18 protein-coding genes and 1 tRNA gene are annotated in these 18659 nt (G+C 52.4%); 7 read left to right on the top strand and 12 right to left on the bottom strand.

Annotated elements, in window-relative coordinates; all coding sequences use genetic code 11:
- Window positions 1-19: 19 nt before the first annotated feature.
- Entirely contained in the window at window positions 20-892 is an 873-nt protein-coding gene (locus AC2D8P_RS06295) for a lytic transglycosylase domain-containing protein (RefSeq protein ID WP_484701420.1), read from the bottom strand.
- Between the two features lie 341 nt (window positions 893-1233).
- On the opposite strand from AC2D8P_RS06295, the gene AC2D8P_RS06290 reads away from it, so the two are divergent.
- Both AC2D8P_RS06290 and cpaB read left to right on the top strand, forming a co-directional pair.
- The gene (locus AC2D8P_RS06290) at window positions 1234-1416 is read left to right on the top strand and encodes a Flp family type IVb pilin (protein WP_484701419.1); all 183 of its coding nucleotides are present in this window, start codon (window positions 1234-1236) and stop codon (window positions 1414-1416) included.
- A gap of 511 nt (window positions 1417-1927) precedes the next feature.
- Window positions 1928-2764, top strand: coding sequence for a Flp pilus assembly protein CpaB (cpaB, locus tag AC2D8P_RS06285; RefSeq protein WP_484701418.1), 837 nt, complete (start codon window positions 1928-1930; stop codon window positions 2762-2764).
- Between the two features lie 54 nt (window positions 2765-2818).
- Here the strand turns inward: cpaB and AC2D8P_RS06280 are convergent, their stop codons facing one another.
- From AC2D8P_RS06280 to AC2D8P_RS06265, 4 genes are all read right to left on the bottom strand, one after another.
- The gene (locus tag AC2D8P_RS06280; protein WP_484701417.1) at window positions 2819-4711 is read right to left on the bottom strand and encodes an acyl-CoA synthetase; all 1893 of its coding nucleotides are present in this window, start codon (window positions 4709-4711) and stop codon (window positions 2819-2821) included.
- Between the two features lie 98 nt (window positions 4712-4809).
- Window positions 4810-6603, bottom strand: coding sequence for an ABC transporter transmembrane domain-containing protein (locus AC2D8P_RS06275; protein ID WP_484701416.1), 1794 nt, complete (start codon window positions 6601-6603; stop codon window positions 4810-4812).
- A 300-nt stretch (window positions 6604-6903) separates the two neighbouring features.
- Window positions 6904-6977, bottom strand: a tRNA-Gly gene (locus AC2D8P_RS06270).
- A 182-nt stretch (window positions 6978-7159) separates the two neighbouring features.
- On the bottom strand, window positions 7160-7663 hold the full coding sequence (locus tag AC2D8P_RS06265) for a MarR family winged helix-turn-helix transcriptional regulator (protein WP_484701415.1): 504 nt from the start codon (window positions 7661-7663) through the stop codon (window positions 7160-7162).
- A gap of 30 nt (window positions 7664-7693) precedes the next feature.
- Here AC2D8P_RS06265 and AC2D8P_RS06260 point away from each other — a divergent pair, with 30 nt between their 5' ends.
- From AC2D8P_RS06260 to AC2D8P_RS06245, 4 genes are read left to right on the top strand one after another with little or no spacing between them, the layout of a single operon-like run.
- A complete protein-coding gene (locus tag AC2D8P_RS06260; protein ID WP_484701414.1) occupies window positions 7694-8104 on the top strand; it encodes an antibiotic biosynthesis monooxygenase family protein in 411 nt (136 codons plus the stop codon).
- 38 nt (window positions 8105-8142) lie between these two features.
- Window positions 8143-9228 carry a CDGSH iron-sulfur domain-containing protein gene (locus tag AC2D8P_RS06255; protein ID WP_484701413.1) on the top strand — a complete coding sequence of 362 codons (1086 nt, stop codon included), beginning with the start codon at window positions 8143-8145 and terminating at the stop codon, window positions 9226-9228.
- A gap of 23 nt (window positions 9229-9251) precedes the next feature.
- The gene (locus AC2D8P_RS06250; protein WP_484701412.1) at window positions 9252-9785 is read left to right on the top strand and encodes a cytochrome b; all 534 of its coding nucleotides are present in this window, start codon (window positions 9252-9254) and stop codon (window positions 9783-9785) included.
- Window positions 9786-9839: 54 nt separating this feature from the next.
- Entirely contained in the window at window positions 9840-10730 is an 891-nt protein-coding gene (locus AC2D8P_RS06245; RefSeq protein WP_484701411.1) for an MBL fold metallo-hydrolase, read from the top strand.
- Between the two features lie 487 nt (window positions 10731-11217).
- On the opposite strand, the gene AC2D8P_RS06240 is transcribed toward AC2D8P_RS06245, so the two are convergent.
- The 7 genes from AC2D8P_RS06240 to AC2D8P_RS06210 all read right to left on the bottom strand — a co-directional run bounded on the left by AC2D8P_RS06240 (window position 11218) and on the right by AC2D8P_RS06210 (window position 17637).
- Window positions 11218-11889, bottom strand: a complete 672-nt coding sequence (locus AC2D8P_RS06240) for a GntR family transcriptional regulator (RefSeq protein WP_484701410.1) — start codon at window positions 11887-11889, stop codon at window positions 11218-11220.
- Window positions 11890-11912: 23 nt separating this feature from the next.
- Entirely contained in the window at window positions 11913-13286 is a 1374-nt protein-coding gene (locus AC2D8P_RS06235; RefSeq protein ID WP_484701409.1) for an amidase family protein, read from the bottom strand.
- 17 nt (window positions 13287-13303) lie between these two features.
- Complete coding sequence (gene ehuA, locus AC2D8P_RS06230; RefSeq protein WP_484701408.1) at window positions 13304-14068, bottom strand: ectoine/hydroxyectoine ABC transporter ATP-binding protein EhuA; 765 nt, start codon at window positions 14066-14068, stop codon at window positions 13304-13306.
- Between the two features lie 8 nt (window positions 14069-14076).
- Window positions 14077-14742 carry an ectoine/hydroxyectoine ABC transporter permease subunit EhuD gene (gene ehuD / locus AC2D8P_RS06225; RefSeq protein ID WP_484701407.1) on the bottom strand — a complete coding sequence of 222 codons (666 nt, stop codon included), beginning with the start codon at window positions 14740-14742 and terminating at the stop codon, window positions 14077-14079.
- Window positions 14743-14745: 3 nt separating this feature from the next.
- On the bottom strand, window positions 14746-15465 hold the full coding sequence (gene ehuC / locus AC2D8P_RS06220) for an ectoine/hydroxyectoine ABC transporter permease subunit EhuC (protein WP_484701406.1): 720 nt from the start codon (window positions 15463-15465) through the stop codon (window positions 14746-14748).
- A 61-nt stretch (window positions 15466-15526) separates the two neighbouring features.
- Window positions 15527-16384 (bottom strand): ectoine/hydroxyectoine ABC transporter substrate-binding protein EhuB, encoded by an 858-nt coding sequence (gene ehuB / locus AC2D8P_RS06215; RefSeq protein WP_484701405.1) that lies wholly within the window; start codon window positions 16382-16384, stop codon window positions 15527-15529.
- Between the two features lie 89 nt (window positions 16385-16473).
- Entirely contained in the window at window positions 16474-17637 is a 1164-nt protein-coding gene (locus AC2D8P_RS06210; protein ID WP_484701404.1) for a M24 family metallopeptidase, read from the bottom strand.
- An 85-nt stretch (window positions 17638-17722) separates the two neighbouring features.
- Here AC2D8P_RS06210 and lhpI point away from each other — a divergent pair, with 85 nt between their 5' ends.
- The gene (lhpI, locus tag AC2D8P_RS06205; protein WP_484701403.1) at window positions 17723-18658 is read left to right on the top strand and encodes a bifunctional Delta(1)-pyrroline-2-carboxylate/Delta(1)-piperideine-2-carboxylate reductase; all 936 of its coding nucleotides are present in this window, start codon (window positions 17723-17725) and stop codon (window positions 18656-18658) included.
- Window position 18659 lies beyond the last annotated feature (1 nt).

The following is an 18659-nucleotide window of genomic DNA, read 5'->3' as shown; positions in this document are numbered from 1 at the left end:
ACGGATTGCGGCGCGGAGTTTACTCAGTCGCCGCGACTTCTAATCCGGCAAAAACACAACCATCGGAAATGAACATTGGCGGCGATAAGCACAGAGCACTTGCCACTTTCCACGCCTCAAGCACTTTGGGAACATAAAGCCGGGTCTCATCAAATGGGGGCACACCATTTCTGCTGAGAACCGCATTCTCCCCAGCATTGTAACCTGCCAGAACCAACAACGGATCGCCGTTGAACGTGTTTACCAGGAAATCCAGATAGGCGACCCCACCTTTAATGTTCTGAGTTGGATCAGTGCGTTCTTTCACCCCGAACCGTTCGGCAGTGGCGGGCATAAGCTGCATCAACCCCACCGCCCCGGCATGGCTTTCGACCGCAGGGCGCCCACCTGATTCAACAGAGATAACCGCAAGAACCAGTGCCGGCGACACATCTGTGCCAACCGTTGCTAGTAAGATATCGCGTCCATGCTTGATGGCGAGCGTTTGCAGGTGCTGCAAACGAGGCGATGGCAGGCTTTCGGCTTCGGGAAGGTTATCCAGCAAAAACAAGGCATCCTGTAATCGCCCTGGATTTGCCTCCGCCAGAGCCGGCGAAATTCGTTCCCAAAACCACTCTGCAGCCCCGTCAGTGGGTGGCGTTGGCGCCTCAGATGGTCGTCGCCTGGGTTCAGGTTTCGGCCGAATAGCCAACAACCTTGCCTGCTCCTCAGGATCAATCTGAATCCCAATACGCGGCGCTGTGCTGTTAGGCTCTGGAATTTTCACGCGGCGAAATGTGAAGTCATAGGATTCTTCCGACACCTCTTCGCCGTCGACGGTGGACTCTTGTGCAGATACACCAGATACCGCCAACATCAGGATCGTCATACCGAATAAAAGCCGCTGCCTCATGTGGTCTCTTCATCCATCTGGTTTATCGCTCGGTTGTTGCAAAATTGGTTCTGAAATACCAGCTTTGGGTGGTTGTTCTTGGTTTGATCATGCAAAAATCCGCTAAAAATGGCACAGCGAACATCAAATGTTAATATTTTATTCGTTATTTTTCAGTTAGTTAGTTAGTTTTCTCTGGAAAAAGTTAAGGTTTCCAAAAATGAACCATCCCCGCCCAACTGTTGCCCCAATCGGACGGCTATATCGTTGTCATGCCACGGCAGGAGCAGTTGTTTGAACGCTGCTACAAACGCTGCCCCGGCTTGTGAAAGAGCGAACGAACCTTGAGAAGGAACTGAGAAATGAAACTGTTTGATCTGGTAAAGAACTTCCACAATGACGAATCCGGTGCTGTTACTGTTGACTGGGTTGTCCTGACTGCAGCTGTTGTTGCCCTGGCCATCGGCATCCTGTCGACCATCGACACAGCCACCACCAACCTTGCTTCTGAAATTGGAAGCCGCATCGACGGTGTTAACCCGTAAGATTAGGTTGGATGGAAGCACGTCTTCAATCAACAAGAATCTATCTAAGGCCTCTATAACAGGGGCCTTAGATCATTTTTGGGTATTAATCATAATGCCGGAAAATACCCCCCCCGGGAACATGGTTTTGCCATAGTTTTCTGGAACGGTTAATTAAGGGCGTCTTAAAGGTATAGCTGTTATGTTGATGCATGCTCAATCATTCATGAACGATGAAAGCGGGGCGATCACGGTGGATTGGGTCGTTCTGACCGCTGCGATAATTGCGATGACAATCGGCATATTCTCCTCATTTCAGAATTCTGTAGAAAATCAACGCGACAAGGCATCCAACTTGATCAATGATTTCAGAACGGACGTTCAGTCTTTCGGCGGGCAATAGCCCTCGCCCGCGACCCACGAAATCCGCGATCGGGCCAATCTTTCGCCGCATTCTTCCGACAAACTGTCTCTGAAATGGAAACATGATTCATGACTCGCCAGTCGGGTCAAACTTGGGAAAGGACGCATCATGCGTATGGTATTTGGTCTGGTGCTGATCGTGGGCGTTGGCCTTGCTGGCTTTGCTGTCCATATGGTCAAGGGCTATATGGGCAATTACGAGGCAGAGCTTGAACGCGAACGCGCTGCCCGCGCAGCCGTAACAGTTGTTGAGACAGCGACAGTATATGTCGTGAACGAAGGGCTGCGCTATGGCCAGCGCATCACAGCGGAAGACGTCCGCCCGGTCCAATTCCCTGTTGACGCTATTCCTGAAGGATCTTTTTCTGAACTGGCGGCCTTGTTTCCCGAAAACGGTCCCAGCTTCCGCTCCGCCATGCGCAGTGTGGAAAAAGATGAGGCCCTGCTGATCAGTAAGGTAACCGAACCAGGCAAAGAAGCGGGTATCACGTCACGACTGCAGAGGGGTATGCGTGCCTTTGCGATCAGGGTGGATGTCACCAGCGGCGTCTCCGGATTTCTACGCCCGGGCGACAATGTGGATATATTCTGGACTGGCAATGCCTTGGGACAGGAAATTACCAAACTAATTGACACCCGTGTCAACCTGATCGCAATTGACCAATCGACGGATGAGGATGATACGTCCGCCAACATCGCGCGTACTGTGACGGTTCAAGTCACGCCTGCACAAGTCGCCGCCCTCGCACAAGCACAATCCAGCGGTCGTTTGTCCCTTGCTTTGGTTGGCGTTGCCGACGACAGCATCGCAGAAGCCGTTGAGATCGACAAAAATACTCTTTTGGGCATCGAAGAGCAGCAAGTCGTAGAGGTTGAGCAAAAAGAGGTCTGCACGACAAAAACCCGCCGCGGAACTGAAACAATTATCGTCGAGATTCCCTGCTGATCTCTGCATTCTAGATGTTAAATCATAAAGGGCGCCACTGGCGCCCTTTCTTTTTTACTGTTCCTTTGCCCATTCCCAGGCAACGACAAAGTTATCAAGACATCGAGCGACCGCATCTGAATCCGCATCCGACTTGGGGCCAATCTGTGCCACCAGTCCGCGGTTCTTGCTTTCAATTACCGACACGACACGGACTTCCTGCCCGATTTCTTTGAGTGACTGATCGTATATCCGCTTGATCGCCAGTTTTCTGAGATCCGGTTTGAAAACTTTGCCCACAGCGGTTTTGGGCAGTTCTCCCAAAATCTCCACATGCTTTGGATGAGCGGCCCGCTCATGGATATGGGAACACGCGTAATCCATCAGCGCCTCAGGTGTTATCTCTGCGCCTTCAACCAGTTCAACATAGGCACTAGGCAGTTCACCGGCGTGGGCATCAGGTTGACCGATCGCCCCGACGAATGCGACGGCCTCGTGCCCCGCGAGCGCTTCCTCGATCTCGGCGGGGTCAATGTTGTGCCCGCCACGGATAATCAAATCTTTGGCGCGACCAGTGATCCACAGATAACCCTCTGCATCTATCCGGCCCAGATCACCTGTGCGCAAATAGTCGTTCTCGTAATAAAGGTCCTTGTTCTTTTCGGCTTCTGTGTAGGTGGCACCAGAAAATACGCCGGGATTCTTGATGCAGATCTCACCCACTTCATCCGCGTCACAGACCTCGGGAACACCACCGCCATAACGAATAATTTTAACGTCGGTGTATGGAAACTGAAATCCAACCGATCCGATTTTCTTCTCTCCCTCGGGCGGATTGCATGAGACCAGACAGGTTGCCTCCGTCAGGCCGTAACCTTCTACAATGCTGACGCCTGTTGCCGAGGTGAAGCGATTGAACAACTCCAATGGCAAAGGGGCGGACCCGGAAAATGCTACCTTCAGCGACGAGATATCCGCATTGACCGGTCGCTGCATCAGGGCTGATATTGCCGTTGGCACTGTGATCACGAATGTGATGTTCCAGCGTTCAACCAACTTCCAGAAATTGTCCATCACCCCTTCACCACGATATCCGGCAGGGGTTGGAAATACCACATGGGCCCCGGACGAAATCATCGACATCAAGATGGGATAAACAGCAAACACGTGAAACAGCGGCAACGGGCAGATAACGTTGTCATCAACTTCAAACAGCAACCGATGCCCTAGCCAACCATTATAAACCATGCCGGAATACCGATGCTGGGCAACTTTCGGCATGCCGGTGGTGCCGCCCGTGTGAAAGTAGGCGGCAACGCGATCACCCGGACTGTCCGCAAAATTGAGTGTCGTGCTATGTTTTACAATCTCTTTTGAAAAATCAACAACACTGGCAGAATGAGCCTGTGGATTCTTGGGCCGGATCATTGGGACGATCCAGCTTTTGGGTGGCGACAGATAACGCAGCAAATCCACTTCGAGTACGGTTTTGATGTTCGGTGCCATTGCAACCGCCCGGGCCGCTTTTTGCGGGACATCGGTTTTGGGAAACGCTTTCAATGTCACCAGAACACTTGCGCCGGTCTCCCGCAAAATGGCCGCGATCTGTTCGGCCTCCAGCAACGGGTTGATCGGGTTTACAATCCCAGCAATCGCGCCCCCCAAAAGCGTATGAACAGCCTCCATGCAATTGGGTAGCAGATAGGCGACGACATCTTTCTCCCCTACCCCCAGCTCACGAAACAGATTGGCAGCCTGAACCGCCTTGTCATGGACTTCTGCCCAGTTCAGCGTTTCTGATTTATCCCCGGGGCCAGAGGTGATCTGATAACTGATCGCACTGGATGTGCCATAGTTCTGCTTGGCCCGATCCAGCATCTGAAAAAGCGTTTTCGGATTGTCACGCGCATCCCATGACGCCTCGGCCTCAATCTCAGCCAGATCAGCAACAGTTGCAAACTTCCCCATTGGCGCCCTTTCTTCTCTCAGTGGATGCTTTTCCACACAGGGTGAAAGCAAATCATCCGCTTCGCAAGTGTAACGCCACGAAAAAACGCCAGTGCACGCTATTCTGCCGCAATCCCATCGGTAAATTGCAGCTTGGCCAGACGGGCATATAATCCGCCCTCCTCCACCAAATCGTCGTGGCGACCATCTGCGACGATGCGCCCCTCATCAAACACCAATATGCGATCAGCCTTTTTCACTGTCGCCAAGCGATGCGCAATAATCAACGTGGTTCTGTCCTGAGCCATCTTCTCAACCGCGTGCTGAACCTTGCGTTCGTTTTCGGCATCCAATGCCGATGTGGCCTCATCCAACAGCAAGATCGGCGCGTCGCGCAAAATTGCCCGGGCAATGGCGATCCTTTGTTTTTGACCACCCGACAGCATAACACCGCGTTCGCCAACCTGGCTGCCATACCCATCTGGCAGGGCCAGCAAAAATTCGTGGGCAGAGGCCGCCTGCGCCGCGAATTCCACCTCCGCATCTGTTGCATCGGGACGCCCGAAACGAATGTTCTCACGCGCCGAAGTTGCAAAAATCACCGGGTCTTGTGGCACCAAAGCAATGGCCTGACGGAATGCCGAGCGCTTCATCACGGCCAGCGGCAAACCATCGATACTTATCTGACCCTGACTCGGATCATAAAATCTCAGAAGTAGTTGTAAAATAGTCGTTTTTCCAGCCCCCGACGGCCCCACCAAGGCCACGGTTTCCCCAGGCTCGATGGTCAGTGAAACATCGCTGAGCGCTGGCATATTCGGGCGACTGGGATAACGGAAAGTGACATCTTCAAAGGTGATCCGCCCTTTTGCTGGCCACGGCAACGCCTGGGGATCGTTGGGGTCCTGAATTGCATCATCCGCGTTCAACAACTCTACCAATCGCTCCGTCGCACCAGCCGCGCGCTGCAGTTCCCCCCAAATCTCTGACAACGCGGCAACGCTACCGGACACCATGATCGCATAGATGACAAACTGCACCAAAACGCCGGCGCTCATCTCTCCGGCCCTGACATCACGGGCACCGATCCACAGAACGCCAACAACACCAGAAAACACCAGAAAGATCACAATCACGGTCATCAAGGCCCGCGTTCCGATCCGCGCCTTTGCAGCCTCAAATGCAACTTCTGTCGCCTGCCCAAACCCTTTGCGGGTCAAATCCTCATGGGTAAAAGCCTGAACGGTTTGCACGGCGAGTAAGGATTCCGACGCGATGCCAGAACTTTCGGCAATTTTATCCTGATTGATCCTGCTCAGCCCCCGCAACCTGCGTCCCAGAACGATTATCGGAACAATGACAACCGGAACGATCAGAAAAACCAGGCTGGTCAGTTTGACGCTGGTCAACAACAACAGCACCATGCCACCGATCAGGATCAACATGTTGCGCAAGGCGATTGAGGCGGAAGACCCGATGACCGACTGAATTAACGTTGTATCCGTGGTCAGACGCGATAGCACTTCGCCGGTCATGATGGTTTCATAAAAGCCGGGGCTTTGACCTATAACGCGATCGAAGACCGCCTTTCGAATATCGGAAACAACCCGTTCCCCCAATCGGGTCACAAGATAGTACCGCAGACCTGTTCCCAACGCCAAAAGCCCGGCTATCACCAAAGCCGCGGCAAAATATCTGTCCAGCAGGGCCAAATCATTGCTCTGGAACCCATCGATGACCCGACGAACTGCCAATGGCAAAGTCAGCGATAGCCCGGCCGTCAAAACCAATGCCGCCAGCGTTGCAACCAACATTAATTTGTAAGGTGACAAAAAGGGATACAACCCCTTGATCGCGCCGATCTTCTTGGAGGTCTCGCGGTCCTCTGCCAACTGAATATCACGTGCTGACATTGACTGCCCCCTTCTGCTAAACTCCACATAAAGGTTGCACTATCGACCTACAAGCAGTGCAAGACAAAATCACGCATGTAGTCGGCGTTCGAGAACTATTTTGAAATGGCGGGATCAATGCACCACCGCAAATTCAAAGTATAAAAATGTAATGTGAAAATCTTGGAGCGGGCGGCGGGAATCGAACCCGCGTCATTAGCTTGGAAGACAACAGTGCAAATCTTACAAAAATTCATAATATCAATGCACTAATCGACATCTTCTTTAAATTTTGTCGGCAATGTGCAGAAAAATATTTTTTGGAGCGGGCGGCGGGAATCGAACCCGCGTCATTAGCTTGGAAGGCTAAGGTCTTACCACTACACAACGCCCGCTCAACAGATTCACCTCATATTTCATGGGCTTTTTAACGTCAAGGCCACTCGTGTTCTTCTTTCGAGCAATATTCATTGGATCTGTCAAAAAAGCCCATAGCTGACCTTGCTTGATCGCGCGGCCAAGGTCCGGAACGAGCCCATTGTTACGGATGCTGCAAGTTGAACGAAGGTCAGCTTTGTTAGGGACGTTCGGTTTGTGAATTTGAAGCCTCCTGCAAGCGCGTTTTCAAGAGACCAATGACGTCTTGCGCCGTTTCAATGTCACCTGGCGACAGGTCTTTGGAAAGTTCATTTACCCACGGAACCTGTAAGGCTATAGCTGCTTCGAACAGGTCCTGACCTTTTGATGTAAGCAGAACAAGTTGCGCCCGCTTGTGATGCGGGTTCGGCTGAAACTCAACAATCCCCTCCTTTTCCATTTCATTGACAATGCGCTGAACACCCTGTCGGTGAACGCCCATCGTCCGTGCGTGCCAAGCCACAGATTCCGGTCGATCCGCATAAGCAATAGCGCCGAGTATTTGCCAACGCGCGCTGGTCAAACCTAGACCTGCAACCAGCCGGTCACCGGCAAGTTGTAGTCGGCCATTCAGGCGAAACACATCAAGGATAAGCGCTGTCACCGCTTCTCCAGCCTCCGTCCATCTTTCGTTTGTCATGGCGGTAATTTGATCTGTTGACAACGTATTGTCAATGTGTTTTGTGGATCAATAATGACAACACGTTACCATATCAGCACCTACGGAGTTCAACAGATGGTCAAATTCGAACCTCTCGACCCACAATTCCCAATTGAACAACAGCTCGGCGTTGATGCCGGGCCGGTTGTTTTGGTTAATCTGTTTACGATTGATCCCGCAGATCACGACGCGCTGATTGCTGCGTGGAAAGACGACGCGCTCTTCATGAAAAAGCAGCCTGGCTACATCAGCACACAGATGCACAAAGCCATTGGCGATAGCGGCATGTATCTGAACTACGCCATCTGGGATTCGGTAGCTGACTTTCGGGCGGCGTTTTCGAACCCGGAGTTTCAAAAAGCGCTCAGCCACTACCCTTCAAGCGCCGTCACGGCACCGCACTTGTTTGAAAAGATCGCCGTCTCAAACTGCTGCACGGCCTGATGGGCATCTGAACACGAACCAAAGTGGAGGATAAAAAGATGAAAACACGCATTCACGCAATCGCTGGCGGAGTCGGTTTCCTGATGATCCTCCTTTTCTGGACCTCCACCGCCATCAGTGAGCTATTTTCCAGCCACGAGACCGTTGCCGCGGTCAAGGCCATGATCCTGAAGGGCATGTTCATCCTCATCCCCGCAATGGCAATTGCCGGTGGATCGGGCACCGTGATGGGTAAGAACCGGACGGATGCAAAGGCACTCGCCAAGAAGAAGCGGATGCCATTCATTGCGATGAACGGCCTTCTGATCCTGTTGCCCTCGGCTTGGTTTCTGGCGGGAAAGGCCGCCGCGGGCGAATTCGATAGCACTTTCTACATCGTCCAGATGGTCGAATTGGTCTGCGGCGCCGCAAACCTCACCATGATGGGCCTGAACATCCGCGATGGTCTGACCATGACAGGCAGGATTGGCGGCTCAGTCGCCGCCCCCGCAACTCCAAGTGAACCGGTGATCGAAGAACGCCCGGCCGGACCACTAGTGGCCAAATCCATTCCCCGGCTCACCAGCGCAGCGGGTCAACAGCTTAAAACGCGCCCAGTCGTTGCCTTGTGCCGCTGCGGTGCGTCGAAGAAAAAGCCCTACTGCGACGGATCGCACAGTGAAATCGGCTTTTCGTCCGACCCTTCACCGGACCGCACGCCCGATGCTGTGAAGGTTTTCGAAGGGAAGCAGATTGACGTCCATTACAACCGACTGCTCTGTTCTCATGCCAGGGAGTGCGGTGCCCGATTGAAACCAGCTTTCGACACTTCACGTACCCCCTGGATCGCGCCTGACAATGCCACTCCGGATCAGATCAGGGAGGTGGTCAAGGCCTGCCCTTCTGGTGCCCTTGCCTGGAGCGAGCCGGGTGGAACGGCACAGCACATCATCGGCGAAGCGCCGGGTATCACGATCGAAAGCGATGGGCCTTACCGCGTCACGAATGTACCTCTGGCCTCCGATCAACGCGCCTCTGGTGCATCGCCTGACAAATACGTCCTGTGCCGGTGCGGTGCGTCGAAGAACAAGCCCTATTGCGATGGGTCGCACGCCGACATTGGCTGGTCTGATCAATCATCCTGAATAACCCGATAGGAAGTGACCCCATGAAAAGCACATCTGCGAAATACGGAACCGTTGCGGTTACGATTCACTGGCTGAGTGCACTGCTGATCCTGGCACAGCTGGGGTCGGGTCTTCGGGCGGCATCCATGCTCGACAGCAGCGCAAAAGAAGCGATCCTCCGGTTCCATGCCCCCCTGGGGATTGCCATCCTGGTTTTGACGGTTGCCAGACTTGTCTGGTGGAAGTTTGCGGACCGAAAACCAGATCCGGTTGCAGGTGATCCGGCCTGGCAAACCTTTGCCGCCAAAGCTGTGCATGTACTGTTTTACGTCGTGATCCTTGGCATGGTGGCCAGCGGAATTGGCTTGATGGTCATCTCGGGCGCAGGCGAAATCCTGTCCGGGGAAACCACTGCAGCACTTCCTGACTTTTCGAAATACGCACCGCGTGTTCCGCATGGGCTTGGTGCCCGTCTGATGGTTGCTCTCCTTGTGTTTCACGCGGGCGCCGCGCTCTACCACCACTTCGTCAGGAAAGACGGCGTGCTCGCCCGGATGTGGTACGGCGCGAACTGAAACTCACTCACCCACGGATACATCTTTAAGTCCACGACAAAGGAACGCGACGTTATGACAGGCTCTTCTTCAACAGACAGATCATTTCTGCACGGCCATTCAAAAGGCGGTGTCTGGGATAAGGCGGGTGCACCTACAGGTGAGGATGCGTGGCGGCCTGTTGAACTGGGCCAAGGCGTTTTTGCGCTGGAAGTTGATGGGGGCAACCCTGGTGGCACGATTGCGATGCTTATCGGGGAAGAAGGCTCGGTGCTTGTTGACAACGGCTTGCCGCACGCAGCTGCTGTGACAATGGCGGCAACAGAAAAACTGGCGGGTGGCCCGCTCGACTTTTTGATCAGCACGCACCTGCATGCCGATCACGTCGGATGTAACGCACATTATGCAGCTGCGGGAACGACGATCATCTCACATGTTGAAACGCGCAACCTCTTAAGTGTTGACGACACATTCGACAAAGCAGGCCTTCCTCAGCTTACCTTCAGTGACCGCGCCACATTGCATCTAAATGGCATGACGCTGGAACTGATCCCGTTCTCAAATGCACACACCCTCAATGATGTAATTGTCCATTTTGTCGAAGCCAATGTCATCCATGCAGCCGATCTGTTTTTCAACAGGATCTACCCGTTCATGGATCTGGAAAACGGTGGCAATCTTGACGGGTTCGTGGCCGCCCAACGGCAAATTATCGACATGGCCGACGACGATACCGTAATCATCGCAGGTCATGGGCCGATCGGCAACAAGGATGATATGCGAAGCGCTGCAGATTTGCTGCTCGCCATCAAGGCCACGATGGAACCTCTGATCGAACAAGGCATGTCGATGGAAGAAGTCCTTCGCGAAAATCCCCTATCGGTTTTCGAGCAATACGCCTGGTTCCATATCCCGACCGAAAGAATGACAAAAATCATCTATTGCTTACTGACAGAAGGCAAATAGCAGCCATTAGTAATGTTGCAGCGAATACTGACTTTGTCCCGCATAGCTGAACTCATCTTGGGCGATCTGAATGGCGGCTATGCCGAGATAGTGTTGAAAAACTCGAGAATTTTGTTGCCTCATTTTCTAGCCAAATTCCGATGTACTAGAAAAGTCCGGCCTGACAATGTAGAGGAGGCTGTCAGCGCCCTATACATCGCCGAACGAGCGCTTTTGCCGAGCCCCCTAGCCAAATTTTGCAATCGGCAATTCATGGACGATTTTTCACCGGAATTAAGCAAAATCGGAGCTTTTCAACACAATTCTGACTTGGCAGACCTTCGCTACACGTGCATCAATGCCTGGTTCAGGAGGTTACTCACGCGTAGTTCTACTAAGCATCAGTTCGATAAACTCACACTGGGCTATATCTATCGCCCACAGTCGTTAGTCCCCGAGCACGGTTCCCGATCAAGATGGAATTAACGCTCGTGGCAGGTGGCGATTTTCATCGTACAGATGCATTAGTTCCCCCCGCTGTCAATTCACGTTCCGCGCGTGCCGTCGCGCTAATGATATGCTTGGTCATCAACTCGACTGCCTTTTCCTTTTCACGTGTCTTGACAGCGTCCAGGATTGCCGTGTGTTCTCTATGAAGTTTGCCAAGCTGAGTGCGATGAGTGACAACTCGGAATTGTGAAAGGCGAGCAATGCCATCGTACTGGTCGGCAATAATCTCTAGCGATCTTTTCAAGCGCGATGGTCCAAGCAAAGCCAAATGAAACAATTTGTTCAGCTCCACCATTTCCCAAGGATCGGTTGTCTTACGTGCGCGTTCTACAATTGATTGACATTGGGTCAACGTATCCGGTGTATGGCAAAACACTGCATCGGCCAGAACGATAGGTTCCAAGGCACCCCGAATTTGATTCATTTCGATCAAGTCGCGAACATCCAAATGTGCAATGATTGGACTTCGACGTGGGCGCAATTCTAAAAGGTTTTCGGATGCCAATATTCGTATAGCTTCGCGCAACGGCACAATAGATATGTCCATCTCTTTCGCTAGTGGCATAATCTTAAGTTCGGATCCGGGTTCTAGCTCTCCTGCGATGATCTGGCGCTTTAATATTTCATAAATGGCCTTTGGGCCGTCCCCGTAATTGAGCAACTCTCGCATAATCTAAGCCTCCTTTCGGAACGTTATACCAACTGATCAATCATCCCAGCTGCTGTCAGCACCGCTTCATCGCCTCCGAATGCCCCTACAAGCTGGACACCCATCGGGGATCCATTTGAAAAGCTGCCAAACGGAGCAACATGTGCAGGCAAATATAATAAACTTCCCAACATGTGTAGCATGTGTTGTTTAAGAATGGGCTCTTCCTGTCCGTTCACGGGCACTGTGCGAGTGGTCGCAACTACACCTGTACGTAGAGGTGCAGCTGGACCAGCGGCAGCTGGGCACAATAAAACATCAAAATTTTCAAAGAAATTAGCCATTTTAGCACAAAGCTCCAACCGTTCCTCATGCAGAACTAACCACTCGTGATGGCTAAGTTCGGTTCCTTGTGCATTGATCTTGGTAAAGGAATTTAAGGCAGCAGGCTTCTCCCCCTGACGAGCACGAAACTCGGAGATCAAGCTTGCCTTGCGTGAAGTTTCAGCGCGAACTAAGAGGTTCATCAAATCAGTTGCACGCTCAAAATCTATGTCCGGCATGACGATTTCAACCTTGGCTCCTTTGACGGATAACTGACTTACAAGATGGTCTATACCTGTGGTGTAAGCGTCATCAATTGGGCAACCGGGCAAAGATGGTAACAACGCAAACCTGTAATTCTTAATCTGCGCTTCGAGCGCGAGCGCTGGCGTGCCCGTAAGCACGGAAAATGCCAACGCCGTGTCGCGGGCAGAGCGGGCGAGCGGGCCTCCAACACCTATGTCCGGATTGCGCCGTTCGCCCAGCGGACTGTGGCCACTCATCGGAATCATACCCCAGCTGGGTTTCAGGCCATGCACCCCGCAATTATGTGCAGGATAGCGAATTGATCCTCCTTGATCGCTGCCGATGTCTAGATAACTCATCCCAGAAGCAACTGCGGCCGCCGATCCGCCGGAAGATCCGCCAGCGCTAAGGGTCGAGTCATGGGGATTGCGGGTAGCCCCAAACAGTGGGTTGGCAGTTTCCCAATCGGACAGGTAGGGCGGGATGTTTGTCTTGCCAAAGATCACCGCGCCCGCCTGTTTCAAGCGTGCGACAACTGCGGCATCTGTGTCTGCGATAATTCCCTCACGCGCAGGATCACCCCATGTGGTGGGGTGTCCGGCCCAGTCGAAACATTCTTTTATGGTCACGGGAACACCGTGCAGAGGGCCAAGCGAAACCTTGGATGCGTCGCACAAACGCGCAGCGGCGCGCGCGCTTTCGCGGTCTTGGTAGACGATTGCGTTTATATCGGAGTTGCGGACATCAATAACGGCGAATACGGCCTCAAGCGCAGACAGTGCGGTGATCTTTTTCTGGTCCAAAGCGATGCAAAGCGCTGTCGCATCCGGGTAGACCGTATTGGGCAATATTCGATCTGTCCTCATTAGCCGGCCTCGAGAACTTTAGACAAGAATTGCTGCAAACGTTCATTTTGCGGGTTGCTGAACAGATCCTCTGGTTTTCCTTGTTCCATCATGCAGCCAGCATCGAAAAAACAGACTCGGTCCGAGACTTCGCGCGCGAAGCCCATCTGATGGGTCACAAGAAGTATAGTATAATTACCTGATTTGGCGAGTTCGCGGATGACCGACAAGACCTCACCGACCATCTCAGGGTCGAGCGCAGAGGTTGGTTCATCGAAGAGCAAAATTTTGGGGTGCATCGCCAGCGTGCGCGCGATGGCTACTCGTTGTTGTTGTCCACCCGATAACTGGCTTGGATAATGGTCGACCTTATCGGCGAGGCCCACCATGTCCAGCAGGCGTTTGGCCTCGTCAGTGGCTTCGGCTTTGGTTTTACCCTGGGTGAAGATCGGGCTTTCAATGCAGTTTTCCAGCGCGGTCATATGAGGGAACAGGTTGAAACTTTGGAACACCATCCCAATCTTTGAGCGGATACGTCTAATATGGGTCACAGAGGCTTCAACCAGTTGGCCGTTGGCCTCCATCTTGTTGAGCGGCTCGCCATCCACATACATGGTGCCACCCTGAATGCCTTCCAATGTCATCAGGACACGAAGAACAGTTGTCTTCCCTGAGCCAGAGGGCCCAATGATTGACACCACTTCCCCGTTTTCGACACTAAAATCGAGGTCCTTGAGAACTTCAAGCGCGCCGTATGCCTTGAGAATCTTGTCGAATTTTATCATGGGTTGGGTCAATGCAGGATGCTCCGTTTGACATAGTTTTCAACTAGGCGAATCAGGAATGCGGCAATCAAGCTCATCACCAAAAAGAAGATGCCTGCAATCGTTATGGCTTCGGTAAAGCGATAATATTCAGCGCCTATCAGTTTCGAGACTTGCATGATTTCAGCAACGGCCACGAACGAAAGTAGTGGAGTTTCTTTGAATATTGCCACTAAATAGTTACCCAATGCAGGAACAATGGGTGGAAGCGATTGCGGGATTATAACGTCTTTGAATGTCCGATAGGTGGACATGTTCAGGGCAATACATGCCTCCCACTGGCCTTTGGGAACGGCTTGAAAACCTGCGCGGTAAACCTCAGCACATAGGGTCGAGTTATAAAGGCCGATTGCCAGAATGCCAGTCGTCAGAGGGGGTAGAGTGATGCCAACATCGGGCAAAATGAAAAACATGAAGAAGATCAGAACCAGTAAGGGTGTTGCGCGAATAAATTCGATGAACTCAGTCGCGGGTGTGCTAACCCAGGGCGAGCGATGGGTTTTCAGAAGCATTAAAATTAACCCGCCTACCAATGCCAGAGCGAAGCTTGCTACTGTTGCCCACACGGTAACTCCGGCAGCTTGCCACATTCGCGGCAGCACGACTTCAAATGTGAAACCCCAATCCCAATCCATCGGTTATGCCCTCTTGGTCAAGTGTCGGGAAAAATGCTCTTCCAGTGCCGCGCCACCGAACCTTATGAATTGGGACAAGCAATAATAAAGGAGTACAGCAATCGAGAATATTTCCATCGTGCGATAATGCAGCTGGTTCTGCTGCACAGCGGCATAGGTGATATCGACCATTGTCACAGCTGATACAAGCGCTGTGGCTTTGGTCAGCTCGATAGTCAGATTGACCATACCGGGGATCATGATCGATACCGCCTGTGGCAGAATAATCCGGACCATTCGGCGATATGCTGACATGTTCAGTGCAATCGTTGCCTCTGTTTGACCCTTTGGCACGGCCCCAAGAGCCCCACGGACAATTTCAGCACCGTAGGCTCCAAAATTCAGACCGATGCCCAGTACAGCTGCGGACAACGGTGATAGAGTCAGGCCAAATTCCGGCATAACGAAGAACATCCAGAACAGGATCACCAAAAGAGATGTACCCCGAAAGAACTCGATGTAGATAATCGAAACCCAACGTAGGATACCATTTCCATGAGACCGACCTATGCCGGCAAGTAAAGACAAGATGAGAAACAGGACAAATGACAGAACCGCAACCTGAACCGTCGTTACTGCACCCTCGAGGATCGCGGGCAGGAAAACTCGCAGTTCGGAAAAAGTTGCGACCATTAGCCCGAACAGAAAGGCGACCAACCCGGAAACGATGGCAATACGGTGCATGCTTTACTCCTGTTTGTCAAAATCGCCCGGCCTTCAAAACAGAAGGCTGGGCGTAATTGCATTAGCTGCCGCACAGCTCAGCTGTGGAACTCAGCGGCAATTCATCTGCGGTCATACCGTGACTTTCCAAAAGTGCTATATGTTCTGGAGTACCAATGAATTCCTTCATCGCGGCATTGAACGCGGTCACAAAGGCTTCGTCCTCTTTACGAAAGGCAAAGGCCCCATGTGATACAGCCACTTTGCCAGCGACCTCTGAAAATGCGGGAACAGCTTCGATGTCCCCATCAGGCAGGCTGGCGATTATCTGGCGCACTCCGGGGGCGGATACGGCCCAGGCATCAATACGGCCTGCACGCAGTGCCGCGATGCCAGTTGGGTTGTCAGGCAATTCCGAGATGTTTGCAGCGTCTACCCCTGCACTTTTGGCAAGGTCCGATTGGGCAGCTCCTGCAACGACGCCCACTTTCAACCCGCTGGCTGCAATGGATTCAAAGTTGGAGATGCCGTTGGGATTGCCTTTTTGGACGACCATTCCTTGTTGAATGCCAAACGTCGGTTCCGAGAACTGAACTTCGGCGCACCGCTTGGGCGTCACGAACATACCAGCAGCAACGACATCGAAGCGTTCGGCTTTAACACCTGGGATCAGAGCCCCCCATTCAGTTGCATTGGCCTCGGCGACCTTGGCGCCCATCGCGGCCAAAACCGTGTTCAATGTATCAACATCGGTACCAGTCAGTGTGCCGTTGTCATCTTTATACGCGTAGGGCACAAAGTTATAAAAGGCGACGCGCAGGCCAACGCCCGTTGCGCGGTCCATAAGTTCCTCAGCAAATGCCGAAACTGCCGGAAGTATCGCAACTGTTGCAGCAAGGGTCGATCTCAGAAGCGCTCGGCGAAGTGTATTGATTGACATGGTTTTCTCCTTGTTGAAATTGGACGTGACTGTTTCAAGCCTATCGTTGGACCGTGCCGCTCGCGACACGGTCAGTGTTTTGAGGCGGACTATGCCTCGATGACTGGGATTTCCCAATCGGCAACCGGAGCCGACAGTAAGTCAGGCTCTCCGGTTGTGACGGCCCAGTTGTCTTCGGCATTGATGAAGCCAAGGTGGTTTGAGAAGTTCGGATTACAGGCAAACACGTTGCCAACTTCAAAGACAACCTCTTCAAATACCGCAAGCGATGGGTATTCAGTGGTTTCAATGCCTACGCCATGCCCGACCCGACCTACTCCCATTGTATTGAGGCCACGCTCCGCCAGATACTTATCGACGACACGGATCACATCGGCAGGTGTGTTGCCAGCAGTCAATTGCATATTGCAATCGTGGCGCAATTGCATGGCCCATCCATAAAATTCGCTCAACTCCTGCGAAGGCTCACCGACGGAGGCCGTGCGAGCGAGATCGGACCAATAGCCTCGATAGCTGACACCTACATCAAAACCGAGCGTCTCACCCTTTTTGATCACGCGGTCGGTCGGAAGCAGCACAATGCCCTTTTCATTTGCACCTGATAACACGCACAGAAGTGAGATTTTTTCGGCTCCGTTGGCGATCAGATTCTGACGCAAAATCTGCGCAACTTCGTTCTCAGTCATACCTGCATGCACTTCGTTAAACGTCTTCTTCTGCGCCTCTGCGCTCATGATCGCGGCGCGGCGTAGATATTTAATCTCTTGCGGAGACTTGACGTTACGTACTTTTAAAATGATATCAGCGGCATCTTCAAAAGTGGCATCAGGCAGCCCCCTCATAATTTGCCGCATCCCTAGGTAGGAAATGCCTAGATATTGCTCACGGCCCAGTTCGGCCCCAATGCGCGCTTTGGACAGGCCAAGGTCTTTTAGAACATCGATGATGAACTCAGGGTGCCCCATCAAGCCTCCCGTGGTTCGGATATCCGTGATGAACGACGTCTGCTCTACCTGGGCAATCTCAAACGGCATGGTGATCAGGGTCGGCTCGCCGTCCTTTGGGATGACAACCATGTAAGAGCGAATCTTATCAACCGGGCACTGCTCAGAGCGATGGCCAGAGTAATACTGATAGTTCAGCCGCTCTGTGATGAGCATAGCATCCAAGCCCTGCTCTGCCATCAATGCGCGGGTTTTTGCGAACCTTTGCTCGAATTCTTCTTTGGTGAAATCTGCGTATTGCGGTGTCATGTGAACCTTGCATTTCTGAGTTGACGTTATTTAGATACTAGATAATATATTATATGACGCAAGGAAATATTTGGAGTGCTACCAAATGAGAGTGTTTTCAGACACACAAGTCGCTCAAGCCCTACCGTGGAATGAGTTGATTTCTCAATTGCGCAGCGCGTTTTCCTCAGGAGTTTCTCAACCACTGCGAACGGCCCATGCTGTTCCCGTTCCGGGTGAACCGGATGCGTCCTTTTTGGTCATGCCCGCTTGGGAAAAAGGCGGAAAACTAGCTGTTAAGATCCTGTTTATCGCACCTGGGAATTCCGCCCGAAACTTACCGGCAGTTAACGCGACTGTTTTGGTATTTGACGCTGTAACCGGACAGGTCGAAGCTGCGATGGAAGGTACCGAATTGACGGCACGCCGTACCGCTGCCACATCGGCGTTGGCTGCGGATTTAATGGCGCGCAAGGATGCCAAAAACCTGTTGATTGTGGGGGCAGGCACTATAGCAAGCAATCTGATAACTGCCCATCAGATCGTGCGCGATTATGAATCTGTAAAAATTTGGGCGCGGCGGCCCGAGCAGGCTGCAGCGTTAGCAGATCAGTTTGGCGATTTGGTTCAGGTAGTGACAGACCTAGACAGCTCCGTCGCACAAGCAGACGTCATATCCACCGCTACAATCACAAATGACCCCCTGATCAAGGGGGCATTGTTAAAAGATGGCACACATATTGATCTAGTTGGCGGCTTCACTACCAGAATGCGCGAGGCCGACAGCGAAACATTAAGGCGCGCCGCTGGTGGCATCATCGTCGATACATATGATGCTGCAATGGCCGAGGCAGGCGACATCACCCAACATCTGGCGGATGGATCAATCTCACGCACAGATATAGTTGGAGACATGGCCGATTTATGCCGTGGTGTTGCCCAGCCGCGCATTTCTGATGTTCAAATTACCGTTTTTAAATCCGTAGGGACTGCAATCGAGGATTTCGTTGCCGCCCGTATGACTGCTGAAACTCAAACCTGAC

It is taken from the genome of Roseovarius sp. YIN77 (assembly GCF_057219155.1).
Note: the sequence above shows the minus strand (reverse complement) of the source record. Positions and strands in the feature narration are given on the sequence as shown.